Below are 18,661 nucleotides of genomic sequence, written 5' to 3' on the forward strand. Positions count from 1 at the left end.
TTCCTTACCTGTACGGGATTCTGTCGAACCCATACCTATACAGGTCGGAGCGGGCGCTGTCGAGCGGGTCCCGCCGCAGCGGAGGAATCAGCCCGGCTTTCTCACCACGATGGTGGCCGTGTCGCTGGTGAAGGACGCGTCGTCCTGCACCTCGAAGTGCGTGCGCACCACGTCAGGCGCGATGCCGAACATATGGCGCAATGCCGCCACCAGCGTGTCCGGCGTGCGCATGCGCACGACCCAGGACTGGAACTCCAGCGGCAGGCGGCGTGGCGCCAGGCCCTGCAGGGTGAAGCCGGCTTCGGTCAGCATGCGGGTCCACTCGGCAACCGAGTAGTCGCGCACGTGCGAAGTGTCGCGCAATACCTCGATGGTCTGCAGCCAGGTATCCAGCAACGGCTCGCCCGGCGACACCACGTCGGCGAACACGGCGATGCCGCCGGGTTTCAGAACGCGGAAGGCTTCGCGCAGGCCGCGTCCAGCATCCTGCCAGTGGTGGGTGGAATAGCGCGACATCACCAGGTCGAATTCGCCGTCGTCGAACGGCAGGTACTCCGCCTTGCCCTGACAGGTGGCCAGGTTGGCCAGCCCGCGCTTGGCGGCCTCGCCCGCGACCACGTCCAGCATCTGCTGCGACAGGTCATAGGCGGTGACGTGCTTGACGTGCGGCGCGACGTGAAAGCTGACGTGGCCGCCGCCACAGCCCAGGTCCAGCAGCCGGGCTTCGGGATGCTGCGCGGCGATGCCTGCCATTTGCAGCAGGTCTTCGCCCTGGGCGTGTACGGCGCTGGTCAGGTAGGCGGTCGCGCGCGGGCTGAATTGGCGGTCGACGGCGGCGTCATGGGTGCTGGCGGTCATGAGGAATCCTTGGGTGGCTGGGGCTGCCGCGGGGGCGGAAAGCGTTGGGAAGCGGTGGCCCAGGCGCTAAGATAGGCGGCTGCCCATACACGTACAAGTCCATTGCTCATCCTGGTATGACTACTTCCCCCCAAACCGGCGCCGCCGGCCATGAAGGCTCTCCCTTGCGCCGCCAGGCGCTGGGTGAATTCGTGCGCAGCGCCCGTTCCCGCATCACGCCCCAGATGGCCGGCTTGCCGGAAGGCATGCGCCGCCGCACGCCCGGGCTGCGGCGCGAGGAGGTCGCCCAACTGTGCGGCATCAGCGTCACCTGGTACACGTGGATCGAGCAGGGACGGGAGGTGTCGGTGTCGCCTTCGGTCTGGTCGCGCATCGCGGGCGTGCTGCAACTGGCCCGCGCCGAACGCGCCTATCTGTTCGACCTGGCCGACTGTGCCGACCCTCAGCACGGCCGCGACGATGCGGGCGCGCCTGGCCCCTTGCAGGAATGCGTGAACGCGATCAATGCGCCGGCCTACGTGCTGGACCGCGCCTGGAACGTGCTGGCGTACAACGAGCCGTTGCGCGAGCTGTTCGACAACTGGCCGGCGCGCGACGCCGAACCTAATCTGCTGCGCTACATCTTCCTGGACCCCGCCGCGCGCGAACTGGTGGTGGACTGGGACCAGCGCGCCCGCCGCGTGGTGGCGGAATTCCGCGCCGACGCCGGCGCGCATCTGGATGAGCCGGGCGTGCTGGCGCTGCTGGACAGCCTGAACCGCCAGAGTCCGGTGTTCGCCCACTGGTGGACGCGCCACGCGGTGGTGGAGCGCGAAGGCGGTTTGCGTGAATTCCAGCATCCGGGGCGCGGCAAGCTGGCCTACCAGCAGATCACATTCCGGTTGGCGACGCATCCGGATCTGAAGCTGGTGATGTTGCTGGGCGGGGGCGAGTAGCGGGGAAGCCTTGCTGCCGGACGCGGTCGGGTCTACTTCACCAGGCCGTGTTCCGTCAGATAGCGGATCAGGAATTCGCCATGGCCTTCGATATCGCGGCGGATCTCGCGCACTACCGCTTCCGTATCGGCGGCTTCCAGGCCCGCAATAATGCCCTCATGGGGATGCCCGTCGGGCAAGACCGGGAAAGGTGGCGTGTACAGGTAAGACAGATAGGATGCCGTCTGTACCCATAGGTTCTCGATGATGAACAGCAGGTGTGGCATCTGCGCAGCGGAATACAGCGCGAAGTGGAAATCGAAGTTGCGCGCCAGCACGGGAGCCATGAGCTGCTGATCGCGGCTGGCCATCAGGTTGGCGTGTATGCCGCGCAATTCGGCAATCAATGCCGGCGTGGCGTGCGGCACGGCGCGGCGCGCGGCGAAGCATTCGAGTTCCAGGCGGATGCTGCGCAGTTCCTGCAGTTGCGCCACGGTAAGTTCCGGCACCTTGACTGATTTGCCCGGGCTGAGCGTCAGTGCCCGTTCGGACACGAGTTGCAGCAGCGCCTCCCGCACGGGAGTCTGGCTCACACCCAAGGTGTCGGTGATCGAACGCAGGGTGATGGTGTCGCCGGGACGCAGCTCGCCCATCATGATCTTTTGCTTGATTTCCCGATAAATGCGAGCGGTCATGTTTTCCCGCTGCATCGGCGCCAAATTGATCGTCATCCTGTATTCCTGGTCGGCCGGGCCGCGAAGTTCAGCGCGAGGTTTCCTGCGCAGCCCGATTTTACCGTCCTCACATGGACCTTTTACATTTTATAAAAAATAAACTTATTGACCGTGAGATTGGCGCGGCCTATATTTTATAAAATATAAAAGGAGATGAAATGTCTGCGCTGCACCCCCTGGCTGCACCCGGCCTCACCCATCAAGGGACCGTGGCCCACCTGATCGCAAGGGCCCTGATCAGGCACGGCGTGACGCATGTGTTCGGGCAGAGCCTGCCCAGCATGCTGCATCTGGCTTGCGAGGAACTGGGGCTGACCCAGGTCGCGTATCGCAGCGAGAATGCGGGCGGCTACATGGCCGATGGCTATGCCCGAGTCACCGGCAAGCCCGCCATCGTGACCGCCCAAAACGGCCCGGCAGCCACCTTGCTGGTGCCGCCGCTGGCCGAAGCGCTGAAAGTGTCCATACCGGTGATCGCGCTGGTGCAGGACGTCAACCGCGATCAGACGGATAAGAACGCCTTCCAGGAGTTTGACCATATTGGCCTGTTTTCTTCCTGCACCAAGTGGGTACGCCGGGTGACCGAGGCATCCCGGGTCGAGGACTACGTGGACCAAGCTTTCGCCATGGCCTGCTCGGGCAGGCCGGGGCCGGTGGCGCTGATGTTGCCGGCCGATCTGCTCAACGAAGCCGCGGCCGCCACGCAGCGCCAGGCGAACCTGGGCTACTTTCCGCTCGACCGCAATGTGGCGGCGGATGAGGCGGTCCAGACCGCCGCCGACCTGCTGGCCGCGGCGCAGCGGCCAGTGGTAATCGCCGGCGGCGGCGTACATGTTTCCGGCGCTTGCCACGCCCTGGCTGCTCTGCAGGAATCGGCGCACCTGCCGGTAGGCACCACCGTAATGGGCAAAGGCAGCGTGGATGAGCGGCATCCGCTCTCCCTGGGAGTGGTCGGCTATTTCATGGGTCCGAACAGCGCCAGCCGCGATCTGCGCCCCTTGGTTGCCGATGCCGACGTGGTGCTGCTGGTCGGTTCGCGGACCAACCAGAACGCCACCGATTCCTGGAAGCTCTATCCGAAGAGTGCCCGCTACATCCATATCGATGTCGACGGCGGCGAGATCGGCCGCAATTACGAAGCCCTGCGCCTGGCGGGCGACGCGAGGGAAACGCTGCTGGCTTTGCAGCGCGCGCTTGCGAACCGCGACCTGTCGGCCGCGCAATCGCGCCGCGCCGGACTCGAGGCCGCCATCCAGGCCGGCCGCGCATCTTCGTGGGAAGCCTCGCGCGCGGTACGCCTGTCGGACCAGCAGCCGATCCGTCCTGAACGCCTGCTGGAGGAAATCCGGCAGGACGTGGACCAGGACACGATCGTGGTCGCGGATGCCAGCTATTCGTCGATCTGGATCGCTAACTATCTGACGTCCCTGGCGCCGGGCATGCGCTTCCTGACGCCGCGGGGTCTGGCCGGGTTGGGCTGGGGCTTCCCGATGGCCATGGGAGCCAAGGTGGCGCGGCCGCGCGCGCATGTGGTCTGCGTCGTGGGAGACGGCGGCTTCGGCCACGTCTGGTCGGAACTGGAAACCGCAAGGCGCATGGGCATCAAGGTGACGCTGGTGGTGATCAACAACGGCATCCTGGGCTTTCAGAAGCATGCCGAGAACGTGAAGTTCGGCGCCCATACTTCCGCCGTGCATTTCCACCCGGTGGATCATGCCGCGGTAGCGCGGGCAGCCGGCTGCCTGGGCGTGCGCATCGAATCGCCGTCCGATCTGGCGGGCGCGTTGCGAGAGGCCCGCCGCGCTGAACAGACCACCCTGGTCGAGGTTATGTGCGACGAAAACGCCTTTCCTCCCATCACCTTCTTCACAGCGGGGCAGGCATGAAAAAGGATCCGAGCAGAGTCGCGCTGGTGACCGGCGCCGGACGCGGGATAGGGCTGGAAGTCGTTCGCCAATTGCTGGCCAAGCATTACCGCGTCGTGGCGGTTAGCCGCGAGGGCGTTGATGCCGAAAAACTGGGCGGCTCTTGCGCGCAGCTGCGCACCGAGCGCGCCGATGTCACCGACTACGCATCGATGCAGGCGCTGGTTGAAAACGTGCGCGCGAAGTGGGGGCCGGTGTCGGTGCTGATGAATAACGCAGGCATTTCGCCCAAGCAGGCAAACGGCAATTCCTCGGGCATCTTGGACATCAATCCGCAGGAATGGGAGTCCGTGCTGCAGGTCAATCTCACCTCCATATTGCGGCTGTGTCAGATGGTGCTGCCCGCCATGCGAGACCAGGGTTGGGGGCGCATCGTCAATGTGTCCTCGCTGGCTGGCCGGGCCAAATCCCTGGTGGCGGGCGGCAGCTATATGGCGTCCAAGGCGGGCGTGCTGGGCTTGACCCGCGCGATCGCCGCGGAGATGGGGCCGCACGGCATCACGGCCAACGCAATCACGCCGGGCCGCATTCTGACCGAGATGGCGCAGCAGGCCGCGCCTTCGGTAAACGAGAACTATGCGGCACAGATTCCGGTGCGGCGCCTGGGTACGCCGGAGGAGGTGGCTGCCGCCATGGTGTTCCTGGCCGCGGAAGAGGCTGGTTTCATCAACGGTGCAATCCTCGATATCAACGGCGGCTTCTACATGCCTTGACCGGGCAGCCCGACATAAAAAACCTCAGGAGACAAGCATGAAAGGAGCATCAAAGCTGGCGGCGCTTGCCGCTGCGACTGCGCTGTGCGCCGCAGCGGCGCCGGCCTGGGCATGGCCCGACAAGGAGGTCACGCTGACCGTCAACTACGGCGCGGGGGGCAACACCGACGTCGCCAGTCGCGAGTTGGCGCGCGCGATGGAGGTGGACCTGGGACGCTCGGTAGTGGTATTCAATCGGCCGGGCGCATTGGGCACCATAGGCCCGGCCTATGTGGCCAAGCAGCCGGCCGACGGCTATAACGTGGGCGTCGTGACGCTGTCGTCCATCGCCATCATGCCCCACCTGATGACGATACCGTACGCTGCCCGTGACTTCGACTTCGTCGCGGCTTATGGCCGCTACCGCTATGGCGTGGTGGTGCGGGCGGATTCTCCTTACCAGACTGTCGCCGATCTGGTCGCGGCCGCCAAGCAAGGCCCGGGCATATTCTTTGGCGCGCCTTCCGCGCCCAACAATCTGGCCATGTTCGACCTGGGCCGCGTCACGGGCGCCAAGTTCGAGCAAGTGTCGTACAAATCGGGCAGCGAGACGGTCTCGGCCCTGCTGGGAAAACAGGTCGACGCCATCGTCCAGAACCCCTCGGACGTGACTAGTTACATCCAGTCCGGCCGTTTGCGCCTGCTGGCATCCGCGAGTCCGATCCGCTGGCCCGAATTCCCGGACGTGCCCACGCTGAAAGAGGCTGGCTACGACGTCGAGATCGATTCCTGGCTGGGCTTGGCGGTACCCAAGGGCACGCCCGAGTCGGTCCGAACCCGGCTGGAGCAGTCCACGAAAACGGCGGTGGCCTCGGATCGCCTGCGGCAAACCTATAAGCAACTGGGCGTGGATCCGGTGTGGTTGTCCGGGCAGGACTACGCCAATATGATCGGTACCACATACGAGCAGATGGGCCGGGCCATCAAGGCGGCCAACTTGCCGCGCATGACCAACTGAATCCGTTGCGTTGCCGCCGCTCAACCCTTGAAGAGGCTGTCCTGCATGCCCGCTTCGACCAGCCCCTGCAGCAGCTTCTTCACCGGCGCGGGCAGCGCCACCGACGCCAGTTCCTCCGCCTGCACCCAGCGTTCTGGCCTTGCCGATTCGCGCAGGCCGGCTGCGCGCACCGGCACCAGCCAGGGCCGGATGTGCAGGCGGTAGTGTGTGAAGGTGTGGGCAAAGGCGGCCAATTCGAAGCGCTGTTCCGGTTCCAGGCCCAGTGCGCGCGAGGCGCTGTCCGGGTCTTGCGATACGTCGAACTCGGGCAGGCTCCACAGCCCGCCCCAGATACCGGGCTCGGGCCGCTGTTGCAGCAGGAAGGCGCCTTCGTGCCGCAGGACCAGCATACAGGTCTCGCGTTCGGGGATCGCCTTGCGCGCCTTGGGCGTGGGCAGTTCGGCCTGGCGGCCTTCGCGCTTGGCCACGCAACTGTCCGCCGCCGGGCACGCATCGCAGGCGGGCTTGCCGCGCGTGCATAGCGTGGCGCCCAGATCCATCAGGCCTTGCGTGTAGGCGGCCATGTCCAGGCCGGGCGCGGCTTCGACCTGCGCATCCGCCAAGGCCCACAGTTTCTGTTCGACTTCCCGTTTGGTCGGGTCGCCGGCGATGCCGAAGTGCCGCGTGAACACCCGCTTGACGTTGCCGTCCAGGATGGGCGCGCGCTCGCCGTAGGCGAACGCGGCGATGGCCGCCGCGGTGGAGCGGCCGATGCCGGGCAGCGTGGCGATGGCTTCGGCCGTGGGCGGGAAGCGGCCGCTCCAATCTCGCGCGATCTCTTGCGCGCAGCGGTGCAGGTTGCGGGCGCGAGCGTAGTAGCCCAGTCCGGCCCAATAAGGCATTACGTCTTCCTGTGCGGCCGCGCCCAGCGCGGCCACGTCCGGGAAGCGCTGCAGGAAGCGTTCGTAATAGGGAATGACCGTCGCCACCTGCGTCTGCTGCAGCATGATCTCGGAGAGCCAGATGCGATAAGGATCCCGGGTGTTTTGCCAGGGGAGATCGTGGCGGCCGTGACGGCGCTGCCAGTCGACGATACGAGGGGCGAAGTCCATGGCGGCAATTATCGCATCGCCCTATTGCCGGGGGTGGGGCGAGCGGTTACAACCAATGGAAACAGAAGCGCGCCAGCGCCCGCAATTCACGTCCCTTGCTCGCCCGCGTGCGCTTCAAGAGGGTGTCGCGCGTTGCCGGCAGGGGTTCCTGGATCCCTTGGAGTCGACATGAACGCTCCTGCTTCGCCTGCCTTGCGTGCCGCGCTCGAATCCGTCCAGCTGGACGACAAGTACACCCTGGAATCCGGGCGCGCCTGGATGAGCGGCATCCACGCCCTGGTCCGCCTGCCCATGATGCAGCGGGTGCGCGATGCGCGCGCCGGCCTGAACACGGCGGGCTTCGTGTCCGGCTATCGCGGCTCTCCATTGGGCGGCGTCGACCAGAACATGTGGAAGGCGGCCAAATACCTGAAGGCCCACCACGTCGAGTTCCAGCCCGGCATCAACGAAGACCTGGCCGCTACCGCGGTGTGGGGCTCGCAGCAGGTCAATCTGTTTCCGGGCGCCAAGTACGACGGCGTCTTCGGCATGTGGTACGGCAAGGGGCCGGGCGTGGACCGCTGCGGCGACGTCTTCAAGCACGCCAACGCGGCCGGCACCTCGCGCCACGGCGGTGTGCTGGTGGTGGCGGGGGACGACCACCCGGCCAAGTCCTCGACCTTGCCGCACCAGAGCGACCACATCCTCAAGGCCTGCATGATTCCGGCGCTGTTTCCTTCCAGCGTGCAGGAGGTGCTGGACTACGGGCTGCATGGTTGGGCGATGAGCCGCTACGCGGGCGTCTGGGTGGGCATGAAGTGCATCACCGATATCGTCGAAGTCTCCGCCTCCGTCGACGTGGATCCGTGTCGCGTGGAGATCCTGCTGCCGCAGGACTTCCAGCTGCCGGCCGACGGCCTGAACATCCGGCTGCCCGACACGCCCTTGCAGCAGGAGGCCCGCCTGCTGGACTACAAGCTTTATGCCGCGTTGGCCTATGCCCGCGCCAACAAGCTCAACCGCGAACTCTGGCATGTGCCGCAACGCGACGCGCGCTTCGGCATCATGACGTCCGGCAAGGCCTATCTGGACACGCGCCAGGCGCTGTCCGACCTGGGCTTGTCCGAGGCCGTGTGCCAGCGCATCGGCCTGCGCCTGTTCAAGGTGGGCATGGTCTGGCCGCTGGAATCCACCGGCATGCAGCGCTTCGCCGAAGGCCTGGACGAGATCCTGGTCGTGGAGGAGAAGCGCCAGGTGCTGGAGTACCAGTTGAAGGAAGAGCTGTTCAGCTGGATCGGCAGCGGCAAGAAGATTCCGCGCGTGGTCGGCAAGTTCGACGACAAGGACGGCGGCGAATGGTCGGTGCCGCAAGGCAATTGGCTGCTGCCGGCGCACTACGAATTCTCGCCCGCCATGGTGGCGCGCGCCATCGCCGCGCGCCTGCTGCGTTTCGAGTTGCCTGCGGACGTGCGCGCCGGCATCGAGGCGCGCCTGGCCTTCATCAGCGGCCGCGAACAGGAGCTGGCGCGCCCGCGCGTGGTCGAAGAGCGCAAGCCCTGGTTCTGTTCGGGCTGTCCGCACAACACCTCGACCCGCCTGCCGGAAGGCTCGCGCGGGATGGCCGGCATCGGCTGCCACTACATGGTCAGGTGGATGGACCGCAGCACCGATGTGTTCACGCAAATGGGCGGCGAGGGCGTGCCCTGGGTGGGACAGGCGCCATTCACCGAGGAAAAGCATGTGTTCGCCAACCTGGGCGACGGCACCTACTTCCATTCGGGACTTTTGGCGATACGCGCGGCGGTGGCGGCCAAGGTGCCGATCACCTACAAGATCCTGTTCAACGATGCCGTGGCGATGACGGGCGGGCAGCCGGTGGATGGCCCCTTGAGCGTGCCGATGATCAGCCGCCAGATGGCCGCCGAGGGCATCGAGAAGATCGTGGTGGTCACCGACGAGCCTGGCAAGTACAAGCAGATCGAAGGCCTGGCGCCGGGCGTGCCGGTGCGGCACCGCGATGAGCTCGACGCGGTCATGCGCGAACTGCGCGAGCATCCCGCGGTATCGGTGCTGATCTATGACCAGACCTGCGCCACCGAGAAGCGGCGCCGGCGTAAGCGCAACGCCTATCCGGACCCGGCGCGCCGCGTGCTCATCAACGAGCGCGTGTGCGAGGGCTGCGGCGACTGTTCGCAGAAATCGCATTGCCTGTCGGTGGAACCCCTGGACACCGAGTTCGGCCGCAAGCGCACGATCAACCAGTCCAGCTGCAACAAGGATTTCTCCTGTCTGAAGGGCTTTTGCCCCAGCTTCGTAACTGTGGAGGGCGGCAAGCTCAAGAAGCCGGGGGCGTTGGAGCAGGACGGCGCCATCGACGAGGACGTGCCGCATCCGGCCGCGCGCGAATTACACCAGCCCTACGGTGTCTTCATCGCCGGCGTGGGCGGCACCGGCGTGGTCACCATAGGCCAGTTGCTGGGCATGGCCGCACACTTGGAGGGCAAGGGCTGTTCGGTGCTGGACATGGCGGGCCTGGCGCAGAAGGGCGGCGCCGTGTATTCGCACGTGGTGCTGGCGCAGACGCCGGACCACCTGCTCAACACGCGGGTCGCCATGGGCGAAGCCGACCTGCTGCTGGCCGGCGACTTGGTCGTGGCCACCAGCGCGGAATCGATGGCGCGGGTAAATCCGGACCGGACGCGCATCCTGTTCAACAGCGACACCGCGCCGACCGCCGCCTTCGTCAGCAATCCGGATTGGACGCTGCCGGGCGCCAATCTGATCGCCGACCTGGCGGCCGCCTGCGGCAAAGAGCACCTGGCCACCGTCGACGCCGCCGCGCTGGCAGTGGGCCTGCTGGGCGACGCGATCTATTCCAACCCGCTGATGATGGGCTACGCCTACCAGAAGGGCTGGATCCCGCTGTCGCAGGAGGCGCTCTTGCGCGCCATCGAACTGAACGGCCAGCAGGTACCGAACAACCTCTCCGCCTTCGCCTGGGGGCGCCGCGCGGCGCACGATCTGGCGGCCGTTAAACGCCTGATCGCCAACGGTGGCGCACCATCCCGGCCGGAAGGCATCATCGAACTCAAGCGCCCGCGCGCCGCCAGTCCGGTGCTGGAACTGAAGAAGCCCACAGGCGAGCTTGAGCAGTTGGTGGCGGTGCGCAAAGCCTTCCTGACCGATTACCAGAACGCGGCCTATGCCCGGCAATACACCGAATTGGTGGACAAGGTCGTGCGGGCCGAGCGCGAGGCCACGGGCACCAACCGGCTGGCGCTGGCGGTGGCGCGCTACTACTTCAAGCTGATGGCCTACAAGGACGAGTACGAAGTCGCGCGACTGTACTCAGACGGCGAGTTCGTCAAGCGCGTACGGGCGCAGTTCGAAGGCGACTGGAAGCTGCGCTTCCACCTGGCGCCGCCGCTGTTCGCGCGGCGCGACAAGAATGGCCACCTGATCAAGCGCAGTTACGGTCCGGGGATGTTGCGGGTTTTCCGTGTGCTGGCGAAGATGCGCGGCTTGCGCGGCACGAAGCTGGACCCGTTCGGCTACACGGCCGAGCGCCGCGCCGAACGCGAGCTGATCCGCGAATACGGGGAGACGATGACGGCGATCCTGTCGAAATTGAACCGCGGGAACCTGGAGCGCGCCGTGGCCTTGGCCAGTTTGCCCGAGGAGATCCGGGGATACGGGCATGTGAAGGACGCGGCGATGGAGCGGGTGGCTTTGCGGAGGGGGGAGTTGTTGAAGGGATTTAGTGCGAGTGTGGTTTCTATTGGTGGGGTTCGGGTGGCTTGATCTTGGCTTTATTGTGGCGGGGCTGGTTCTTGATGCGGGCGGGGCTGGGTTCTTGATGCAGACGGGGCTGGGTTCTTAAGGCGCCCGTCGCGTCGGCGGCCTGCGGGGCGCGGGGCAACGATTGCGGTCCGGAGCGTTCGCTCCGGACTTCCCCATCCTCATCCTCGTCACCGCCTGCGGCGGTTCCTTCGGATTCCGTCGGGCTTATCGACGCCCCGCGCCCCGTAGGCCGCCGACGCGACAGGCTCTGCTGGTTGAATCTTCACGGGCGCTGGGGCGGGTGGTGTGCTTGGCGTTCTGGCCACGGATAGTGGGTGGTGGCGTGTCTTGCGGGGCCCGCCCCAGGCCGGCCGCGCGGGCGGCCTTTTGGGGCTTACGCGGTGTCTTGCGTCGCGCGATGGGCGCTGCGCGCTGGTGGTGGGGTGTTCTCGTGGTGACGCCTATGCAAGTGAAAACCGGGTCCGGGTTTGGTGGGGCGCTGCGTTGGGGCGATGGTTAAGCGCGCGGGTCTGCCAGTAATCGTCACTCAACGCGGGCGCCGGATGGGTGGCGCGCGTCCAGGTCTGCAGGCGCAAGCGGTTGCCCGTCGCGCGCCACCCATCACCGCCCATCCCCCAATAGCTGGGGACCAATAGCAAACCATTCGTCGCATTCGCGCAAGCGAACACAATCGAAATTCAAGAAATCACGTATGTCATTATCGGCCGCCCGCGCGGCCGATAATGACGGGCAGTCCAAGACTCGTCCCTGACCACGGCTCTAGCGGCGCATCAGGCCAAGATGCACGTAGCCCATCGGCGCGGGCGCCTGAGGGGTGGGCAACCTCGATGCGCCCGAGGGAATCTGAAGGGAAGGCCGAAGGCCTGGACGAAGATGACGAAGGGGTAGTCCGGAGCGAACGCTCCGGACCGCAATCGTGGGCGCCCACCCCTCAGGCGCCCGCGCCGAGGGGCGGCCTACGAAAGCACTGGGACCATCGAAGTCCGAAGCCTCACCAACGAATCCCCACGGAAATCAACACCAGGCAGCCACATAGCCAGGAAGCTAAAAAATCCCGCCTACTTCCCAGCACTATCCGACCAGCCCTTGGACAACTCCACAGCCTGCCTCCACCGCTTCATCCGCGCAGCCCGCACAGACTCCGGCCAAGTCGGCTCGAACGTCCGTTCCGCCTGCCACTTCGAGGCAAACTCATCCAGTCCAGACCAGAAACCCACCGCCAGCCCCGCCAACCCCGCGGCCCCCAGCGCCGTCGATTCCGACACGCGTGGACGCACCACCGGGACGCCCAGCAGGTCCGCCTGCATCTGCATTAGCAAGTCGTTGCGCGCCGCGCCGCCGTCCACGCGCAGCTCGGTCAGCGCGATGCCGCTGTCGCCGTTCATGCAGGTCAGCAGTTCCGCGCTTTGCAGCGCGATGGATTCCAGCGTGGCGCGGGCGATGTGGGCGCGGGTGGTGCCGCGGGTCAGGCCCACCAGCGTGCCGCGCGCATAAGGGTCCCAGTGCGGCGCGCCCAGGCCGGCGAAGGCCGGGACCATGAAGACGTCGTCGGTGTCGGCCACGCTGGCGGCCAGGGATTCGATTTCTTCAGAGCGCTGGATGATGCCCAGCCCGTCGCGCAGCCATTGCACCGCGGCGCCGGCCACGAACACGCCGCCTTCCAGCATGTAGGTCGGGCGCCAGCCGCCATTGCCGGCCTGCGGCAGGCCCCAGCCTACCGTGGACAGCAGGTGGTTGCGGGATTGCACCGGCTTGTCGCCCACGTTCATCAGCATGAAGCAGCCGGTGCCGTAGGTGTTCTTGGCCATGCCCGGCGTGAAGCAGGCCTGGCCGAAGGTGGCGGCCTGCTGGTCGCCAGCCACGCCGGCGATGGGGATGGAGCCGCCCAGCCATTCGGGCAGAGCTTCGCCCACCACCGCGCTGCTGGGCGCGATTGCCGGCAGCACGCTGCGCGGAATCTTGAGCAGCGCCAGGATCTCGTCGTTCCAGTCCTGCGTGTGCAGGTCGAACAGCATGGTGCGCGACGCATTGCTGGGGTCGGTGCTGTGCACCGCGCCGCCGGTCAGTTGCCAGATCAGCCAGGTGTCCACGGTGCCGAAGGCCAGCTCGCCGCGTTCGGCCATCTGGCGCGCCCCGGGTACGTGGTCCAGCAGCCAGGCAAGCTTGGTGCCGGAGAAATAGGCGTCCAGCACCAGGCCGGTGCGCGATTGCAGGAAATCGGCGTGGCCGTCCTGGCGCAGCTGGTCGCACATCGGCGCTGTTCGGCGGTCCTGCCAGACGATGGCGCGGGCCAGAGGGCGGCCCGTGGCGCGTTCCCAGATCACGGTGGTTTCGCGCTGGTTGGTGATGCCGATGGCGGCAATGTCGGCGGCGGTCGCGCCGGCGTTGCGCAGAGCCTCGCGCGCCACGTCCAGCTGGCTGTGCCAGATCTCGCTGGCGTCGTGTTCGACCCAGCCCGGCCGCGGATAGTGCTGGCGGAATTCGCGCTGGCCTACGCCGCGCACCACGCCTTCGCGGTCGAACACGATTGCGCGGGAGCTGGTCGTGCCCTGGTCCAGGGCTAGGACAAATTCATTCGTCGTCACTTTGTTTGGCGCCGTTCAGGTGTGCCCCGGCCAGAGGTTCGAGGCGTCTAAAGGAGAAGGTCGAGGCCATGCACAGCACGCCGACGACGATGAAGCCCGCGACGACGTCGCGGATCGCCAGCGTTTCCGCGCCGCGCAAGGACATGCTGATGTTCAGCGTCACCGCGGCCACGCCCACGCCCAGGCTGATGCCGAGCTGTTGCGCCATGGCGGCGAAACTGCTGGCGCGGCTCATCTTGGACGGGGGGATGTCGGCATAGGTTAGCGTATTTACCCCGGTGAATTGCAGCGAACGGAAAAAGCCGCCGACCAGCAGGATGGCGATCATCAGCCACACCGGCGTGGTGGGCGTGAAGGCGCCGCAGATCACGATGAACGCGCCCGCCAGTACGGCGTTCACGGTCAACACCCGGCGAAAGCCGAAGTGCTTCACGATGGGGGTGGCCACGAACTTCATCAGCAGCGCGCCCGCCGCGCTGGCGAAGGTGATCAGGCCGGCCGCGAACGGCGTGAGGCCGAAGCCTACCTGCAGCAGCATGGCCAGCAGGAAGGGCGTTGCGCCCACAGCGAAGCGGCACAGGTTGCCGCCCAGCGTGGAAATGGCGAAGGTGGGGATCCGCATCAAGGACAGGTCGATGATGGGATGCTCCGTACGCTTGGCATGCCAGCCGTAGAGCAGGCCGCAGACGGTGCCCACGGCGATCAGCCCCAGCAGCATGGACAGCGGCATGACGTCGCGGCCGATGGCCTCGAAGCCGCTGACCAGGGTGGCCAGGCAGATCGCGCTGAGCAGGAAGCCCGGCCAATCCAGGCGCGGAGCGGATTCCTCGCGGATCTCCGCGACGTAGCGCAGCACCAGGAAAATGCCCAGGATCCCGATGGGGATATTGATCAGGAAGATCCAGTGCCAGGACATATAGGTGACCATGAAGCCGCCCAGCGGCGGTCCGATCACCGGGCCCAGCAGGGCCGGAATGGAAAGAAAGGACATGGCCTTCAGCAAGTCCTGCTTGGGCACGGTGCGCAGCAGGATGATCCGTCCCACCGGCACCATCATCGCGCCCGCCATCCCCTGGACGATGCGGGCCAGGACCAGCTGCGGCAGATCCTGGGACAGCGCACAGGCCACGGAGCTGAGCGTGAACAGGCCGATCGCCGCCACGAACACCCGCCGTGCCCCGTAGCGGTCGGCCGCCCAGCCGCTGACGGGCACGAAAACCGCCACCGAAAGCAGATAGGACGTAATGGCCACGTTCAGCCGCACGGGGGTGGATCCCAGGGCGCGGGCCATGGCCGGCAGGGCGGTGGCCACCACGGTGGCGTCCAGCATCTGCATGAACAGCGCACAGCCCACGATGAAGGGAATCATGCGCGCCGCGCGCGCTGCTTGCTCACTGGAAAGAGGAGCGGGACGGGCTGCTGCTGCGGATTCTGCGGACATGGCGGGAGGGGGCGATGGGTGCCGCGAGATTGTAACGCCGGGGGGGTGACCGCCGTGAAGTAAACTCCCTACATCCGAAACCCATTGAAATTGGTGCCATGGCGACCAACTACGAATCCGAGATCACCCTTTTCCTGAAAGACTTCAAGCAATCGCACCCTGGCACCGAAGAGCGCCAGCGCGAGGGCCGCGCCCGTCTTTGGGACAAACCGCAGGATTCGGAACTGCTGGAAGGCTTCCGCGCGGCCCGCGTGCCGCAAAGGCCGTACGTCTACCAGGCCGACTGAGCCCATTGCGGCAATCATGGCCCAACACGCTTCCGTCCCGGGCGACGCCCTGGCCGCGCTAGTGGAACCGCCCGTCGACAGCACCCCTGACACCATCGACAGCGTCGCGTTCGCGCGCCTGTATGGCGAGCCGCTGTTCCAGATGCCCACGGACCTGTACATCCCGCCGGATGCGCTGGAAGTGTTCCTGGAAGCGTTTGAAGGGCCGCTGGACCTGCTGCTCTACCTGATCCGCAAGCAGAACTTCAATGTGCTGGACATCCCCATGGCGGATGTCACGCGGCAGTACCTGTCGTATGTGGACCAGATCCGCATCCACAACCTGGAGCTGGCCGCCGAGTACCTGCTGATGGCGGCGATGCTCATCGAGATCAAGTCGCGCATGCTGCTGCCGGTCAAGAAGAGCGACACCGGCGAAGAGGCGGAAGATCCGCGCGCCGAACTGGTGCGCCGCCTGCTCGAATACGAGCAGATGAAGCTGGCGGCCAAGAAGCTGGACGCGATGCCGCAGCTGGGCCGCGACTTCGTCAGCAGCCAGGCGGTGGCCGACCTGAGCGTGGAACGCATGTTGCCCGAGGTCAGCGTGGACGATCTGCGCGCGGCCTGGGCCGACATCATGAAGCGGGCCAAGCTGAACCAGCATCACCACATCACGCGCGAACAGCTGTCCGTGCGCGATCACATGACGCACATCCTGCGGCGCCTGAACGACGTGCGCTTCATGGAATTCGGCGATCTGTTCATGGAGCGCGTGCGCGAAGGCGCGCCGGCGGCGGTGGTGGTCGTGCATTTCATCGCCATGCTGGAACTGGCCCGCGAATCCCTGCTGGAAATTACGCAGGCCGAGCCCTATGCTCCCATCTACGTGCGCCTGGCCTACACCAGCGTGGCGGCGGTCGCGGCCTGATCCTGACCGGGCTGCCCCCAACCCCGGAGAGACCCCTTGAAAGTCGTACATACCATCCAGGAACTGCGTGATCACCTGCGCGGCCAGAACCGCGTGTCGTTCGTGCCCACCATGGGCAACCTGCATGAAGGCCACCTGTCCCTGATGAAGCTGGCGCGCCAGCATGGCGACCCGGTGGTGGCCAGCATCTTCGTGAACCGCCTGCAATTCGGCCCCAACGAGGATTTCGACCAATATCCCCGCACGCTCGCCGCCGACATCGAGAAGCTCGAGCGCGAGCGCGACGTCTATGTGCTGTTCGCGCCGAACGAGCGCGAGATGTATCCCGAGCCGCAGAGCTTCCGCGTGCAGCCGCCCGACGACCTGGGCGACATCCTGGAAGGGGAGTTCCGCCCCGGCTTCTTCGAAGGCGTCAGCACCGTGGTGCTGAAGCTGTTTTCCTGCGTGCAGCCACGCGTGGCCGTGTTCGGCAAGAAGGACTATCAGCAGCTGATGGTGGTGCGCAACATGTGCCGCCAGTTCCAGCTGCCGGTGGATGTGCTGGCGCACGAGACCGTGCGTGCCGAGGACGGCCTGGCGCTGTCCTCGCGCAACCGCTATCTGAGCGAAGCCGACCGCGCCGAAGCGCCCGCGCTGTACGCCGCGTTGCAGCGCGCCGGCCAGCGCCTGGCCCAGGGCGAACGCGATGCCGCCGCCCTGGAGCGCGAAGCCACCGAGACCCTGACGCGGCGCGGCTGGCAGGTGGACTACGTGGCCTTGCGCCGCCAGCGCGACCTCAAGCGCCCCGAAGCCGCCGACCTGCAGGCCGGCGAACCGCTGGTGGCCCTGGCGGCCGCCAAGCTGGGCGCGACCCGCCTGATCGACAATCTGGAACTGGCCTATACGGCCTGAGACGGCAAGGTTTTGGGGGTGGCGTTCGTGTCCACCCCTGAAAGAACTGCCAGCTTACGTCGTGGCGGGCGGCGGATCAGACTCGACGCAATCCTACATTGCAAGCGAGCCGCCCCATGCAAGCTCCCCGTCCCGACCTGGAAGCCGTCCTTTCCTCGCTCACGCCCCGTGAACGGCAGATCGTCACCTACGTGGCCGCCGGCCGTCCCAACAAGGTCATCGCCATAGACCTGGGCATTTCGCTGCGTACGGTGGAAGCCCACCGCTCCCGCATTTTCACCAAGCTGCAAGTCCGCAACGCCATGCAATTGGCCTGCCGGCTGTGCGAGCACGGACGCTCCGGCGCGTCGCCCGTGCCGGGCGCGGCGGACACGGACCGCGAACATGCGCTGATTCCCATGCCTTTGGCGGGCAGCGCCAGTCCAAGCTATGTGCTGCATGAGGCGCCGGGGCCGGAATACGGCCGATGTCTGGCAAGCTCCGCGTCATCCTCATCCTCATCCTTTAGCTATCCCGGCGCGGATCCGGGGCGCGATACGGACTAGCCCAAAAGCACCGGGCCCGACGAACGCAATATTCGTCGGGCCCGGGGTTTGGGATGCTTGCACGGCGGCGCGTTCAATGGCCGCCGGCGGGTTTCAAGGGCACTTGGGCGCTGCGGCCTTGGCCAATTCGTCGATCGGATCCAGATCCGGCTGACGAGTCAGGTTGTAGTTCAGGTTGGGCGTCTGGCCATCGATGGAACGCACGCGCAGCACGTTGTTGGCTGCAACCACGAATTCCGCGCGGCCGTTGCCCTTGCCGTCCATCAGGATGACGCGCGGCGGGCGCTCTTCGGTGGCGTCCCAGCAGCCTTGCTCGGTGACTGGCGGGCCTTTCTTGGGGTCATTTTCCAGATAGGCCACGCGACCGCGCCAGCGGCCGTTAGGCGCCAGCGTCAGCGTCACGCGTTGCGCCGTGCACTGCATGGCGGGCGAGAAGCACGGCAAGGTGCCCATATAGGTTTGCGGTTGCGGCACCAGGCTTTGCACGGCCGCGTTGGGCGCGGCGGGGCTGGCTGCGACGGGCGCGCTCGCGGCTGATGCCGTGGTGGTGTGCTCGGTGTCGGCCGGAACAGCCTGGCCGTCTTCGGTGGTCTGGCCGCCGGCGGCAGCCTGGGCGGCCTGATTCTGGTTCTTGCGGGGGGCGTCCGGCTTGAGCGCGATCTGCACTTGCGACGGCGCGCGGATGATGCTGCGGTAACCCGCGCCCGATCCCTGGTACTGCGCGTCGGTCACGGTGCTTTCAGCCGGGGGGTCGTAATAGCCTTCGGTCTTCTGTTGGGCGCAGCCGGCCGCGCCCAATGCGGTGCCTGCGAGCAGCAGCCCCATGACGCTGAGTTTGCGGGAGCGGGTACCGATTTCTACGCGCGCGGTCATGGCAGCTTATCCGTATGTTGAGTCTGTCTCCGATTTTACGCACTTATGCGAAGATTCGATACGTTCCCCTTAGCCGCTCTTGGGCATCGTCAACACTTTATGCACTATTTACGACACGGC

15 protein-coding genes are annotated in these 18,661 nt (G+C 66.2%); 9 read left to right on the forward strand and 6 right to left on the reverse strand.

Going from position 1 to position 18,661, the window contains the following annotated elements; genetic code table 11:
- Nucleotides 1-87: 87 nt before the first annotated feature.
- A complete protein-coding gene (locus tag AXYL_RS02670; RefSeq protein WP_013391290.1) occupies nt 88-858 on the reverse strand; it encodes a class I SAM-dependent methyltransferase in 771 nt (256 codons plus the stop codon).
- A 116-nt stretch (nt 859-974) separates the two neighbouring features.
- Here AXYL_RS02670 and AXYL_RS02675 point away from each other — a divergent pair, with 116 nt between their 5' ends.
- On the forward strand, nt 975-1,793 hold the full coding sequence (locus AXYL_RS02675) for a helix-turn-helix transcriptional regulator (RefSeq protein ID WP_013391291.1): 819 nt from the start codon (nt 975-977) through the stop codon (nt 1,791-1,793).
- Nucleotides 1,794-1,825: 32 nt separating this feature from the next.
- On the opposite strand, the gene AXYL_RS02680 is transcribed toward AXYL_RS02675, so the two are convergent.
- On the reverse strand, nt 1,826-2,467 hold the full coding sequence (locus AXYL_RS02680; RefSeq protein ID WP_237709975.1) for a GntR family transcriptional regulator: 642 nt from the start codon (nt 2,465-2,467) through the stop codon (nt 1,826-1,828).
- 197 nt (nt 2,468-2,664) lie between these two features.
- Here AXYL_RS02680 and AXYL_RS02685 point away from each other — a divergent pair, with 197 nt between their 5' ends.
- The 3 genes from AXYL_RS02685 to AXYL_RS02695 are packed head-to-tail and all read left to right on the forward strand — an operon-like array spanning nt 2,665 to nt 6,141.
- Nucleotides 2,665-4,392 carry an acetolactate synthase catalytic subunit gene (locus tag AXYL_RS02685; RefSeq protein ID WP_013391293.1) on the forward strand — a complete coding sequence of 576 codons (1,728 nt, stop codon included), beginning with the start codon at nt 2,665-2,667 and terminating at the stop codon, nt 4,390-4,392.
- Nucleotides 4,389-5,144: a 3-oxoacyl-ACP reductase gene (locus AXYL_RS02690; RefSeq protein WP_013391294.1), complete on the forward strand. Its 756-nt coding sequence runs from the start codon at nt 4,389-4,391 to the stop codon at nt 5,142-5,144. The genes AXYL_RS02685 and AXYL_RS02690 overlap by 4 nt, the downstream gene beginning before the upstream one ends.
- A 37-nt stretch (nt 5,145-5,181) precedes the next feature.
- Nucleotides 5,182-6,141 carry a tripartite tricarboxylate transporter substrate binding protein gene (locus tag AXYL_RS02695; RefSeq protein ID WP_013391295.1) on the forward strand — a complete coding sequence of 320 codons (960 nt, stop codon included), beginning with the start codon at nt 5,182-5,184 and terminating at the stop codon, nt 6,139-6,141.
- A gap of 20 nt (nt 6,142-6,161) precedes the next feature.
- On the opposite strand, the gene mutY is transcribed toward AXYL_RS02695, so the two are convergent.
- Nucleotides 6,162-7,232, reverse strand: a complete 1,071-nt coding sequence (gene mutY, locus AXYL_RS02700; RefSeq protein WP_013391296.1) for an A/G-specific adenine glycosylase — start codon at nt 7,230-7,232, stop codon at nt 6,162-6,164.
- Nucleotides 7,233-7,400: 168 nt separating this feature from the next.
- Here mutY and AXYL_RS02705 point away from each other — a divergent pair, with 168 nt between their 5' ends.
- Nucleotides 7,401-11,012 carry an indolepyruvate ferredoxin oxidoreductase family protein gene (locus AXYL_RS02705; protein ID WP_013391297.1) on the forward strand — a complete coding sequence of 1,204 codons (3,612 nt, stop codon included), beginning with the start codon at nt 7,401-7,403 and terminating at the stop codon, nt 11,010-11,012.
- Between the two features lie 1,058 nt (nt 11,013-12,070).
- Here AXYL_RS02705 and glpK read toward each other — a convergent pair.
- Complete coding sequence (glpK, locus tag AXYL_RS02710; RefSeq protein ID WP_041652143.1) at nt 12,071-13,597, reverse strand: glycerol kinase GlpK; 1,527 nt, start codon at nt 13,595-13,597, stop codon at nt 12,071-12,073.
- Nucleotides 13,584-15,038, reverse strand: a complete 1,455-nt coding sequence (locus AXYL_RS02715) for a DHA2 family efflux MFS transporter permease subunit (RefSeq protein WP_041652145.1) — start codon at nt 15,036-15,038, stop codon at nt 13,584-13,586. The genes glpK and AXYL_RS02715 overlap by 14 nt, the downstream gene beginning before the upstream one ends.
- A gap of 98 nt (nt 15,039-15,136) precedes the next feature.
- Here AXYL_RS02715 and AXYL_RS02720 point away from each other — a divergent pair, with 98 nt between their 5' ends.
- From AXYL_RS02720 to AXYL_RS35400, 4 genes are all read left to right on the forward strand, one after another.
- Nucleotides 15,137-15,325: a DUF3460 family protein gene (locus AXYL_RS02720; RefSeq protein WP_013391300.1), complete on the forward strand. Its 189-nt coding sequence runs from the start codon at nt 15,137-15,139 to the stop codon at nt 15,323-15,325.
- Nucleotides 15,326-15,341: 16 nt separating this feature from the next.
- Nucleotides 15,342-16,232, forward strand: a complete 891-nt coding sequence (locus AXYL_RS02725) for a segregation and condensation protein A (RefSeq protein ID WP_013391301.1) — start codon at nt 15,342-15,344, stop codon at nt 16,230-16,232.
- Between the two features lie 36 nt (nt 16,233-16,268).
- Nucleotides 16,269-17,123, forward strand: a complete 855-nt coding sequence (gene panC, locus AXYL_RS02730) for a pantoate--beta-alanine ligase (protein WP_013391302.1) — start codon at nt 16,269-16,271, stop codon at nt 17,121-17,123.
- Between the two features lie 116 nt (nt 17,124-17,239).
- Nucleotides 17,240-17,668, forward strand: a complete 429-nt coding sequence (locus tag AXYL_RS35400; protein ID WP_013391303.1) for a response regulator transcription factor — start codon at nt 17,240-17,242, stop codon at nt 17,666-17,668.
- Between the two features lie 93 nt (nt 17,669-17,761).
- Here AXYL_RS35400 and AXYL_RS02740 read toward each other — a convergent pair whose 3' ends face one another.
- Nucleotides 17,762-18,541 (reverse strand): copper resistance protein NlpE N-terminal domain-containing protein, encoded by a 780-nt coding sequence (locus AXYL_RS02740; RefSeq protein ID WP_013391304.1) that lies wholly within the window; start codon nt 18,539-18,541, stop codon nt 17,762-17,764.
- Between the last annotated feature and the right edge of the window lie 120 nt (nt 18,542-18,661).

This window comes from Achromobacter xylosoxidans A8, assembly GCF_000165835.1.
Taxonomy (GTDB): domain Bacteria; phylum Pseudomonadota; class Gammaproteobacteria; order Burkholderiales; family Burkholderiaceae_B; genus Achromobacter; species Achromobacter xylosoxidans_B.

Excerpts from the sequence above, each read along its gene's own strand:
- AXYL_RS02670 (WP_013391290.1), bottom strand. The coding sequence starts at position 858 with ATGACCGCCAGCACCCATGACGCCGCCGTCGACCGCCAATTCAGCCCG.
- AXYL_RS02675 (WP_013391291.1), top strand. The coding sequence starts at position 975 with ATGACTACTTCCCCCCAAACCGGCGCCGCCGGCCATGAAGGCTCTCCC.
- AXYL_RS02680 (WP_237709975.1), bottom strand. The coding sequence starts at position 2,467 with ATGACCGCTCGCATTTATCGGGAAATCAAGCAAAAGATCATGATGGGC.
- AXYL_RS02685 (WP_013391293.1), top strand. The coding sequence starts at position 2,665 with ATGTCTGCGCTGCACCCCCTGGCTGCACCCGGCCTCACCCATCAAGGG.
- AXYL_RS02690 (WP_013391294.1), top strand. The coding sequence starts at position 4,389 with ATGAAAAAGGATCCGAGCAGAGTCGCGCTGGTGACCGGCGCCGGACGC.
- AXYL_RS02695 (WP_013391295.1), top strand. The coding sequence starts at position 5,182 with ATGAAAGGAGCATCAAAGCTGGCGGCGCTTGCCGCTGCGACTGCGCTG.
- mutY (WP_013391296.1), bottom strand. The coding sequence starts at position 7,232 with ATGGACTTCGCCCCTCGTATCGTCGACTGGCAGCGCCGTCACGGCCGC.
- AXYL_RS02705 (WP_013391297.1), top strand. The coding sequence starts at position 7,401 with ATGAACGCTCCTGCTTCGCCTGCCTTGCGTGCCGCGCTCGAATCCGTC.
- AXYL_RS02715 (WP_041652145.1), bottom strand. The coding sequence starts at position 15,038 with ATGTCCGCAGAATCCGCAGCAGCAGCCCGTCCCGCTCCTCTTTCCAGT.
- AXYL_RS02720 (WP_013391300.1), top strand. The coding sequence starts at position 15,137 with ATGGCGACCAACTACGAATCCGAGATCACCCTTTTCCTGAAAGACTTC.
- AXYL_RS02725 (WP_013391301.1), top strand. The coding sequence starts at position 15,342 with ATGGCCCAACACGCTTCCGTCCCGGGCGACGCCCTGGCCGCGCTAGTG.
- AXYL_RS35400 (WP_013391303.1), top strand. The coding sequence starts at position 17,240 with ATGCAAGCTCCCCGTCCCGACCTGGAAGCCGTCCTTTCCTCGCTCACG.
- AXYL_RS02740 (WP_013391304.1), bottom strand. The coding sequence starts at position 18,541 with ATGACCGCGCGCGTAGAAATCGGTACCCGCTCCCGCAAACTCAGCGTC.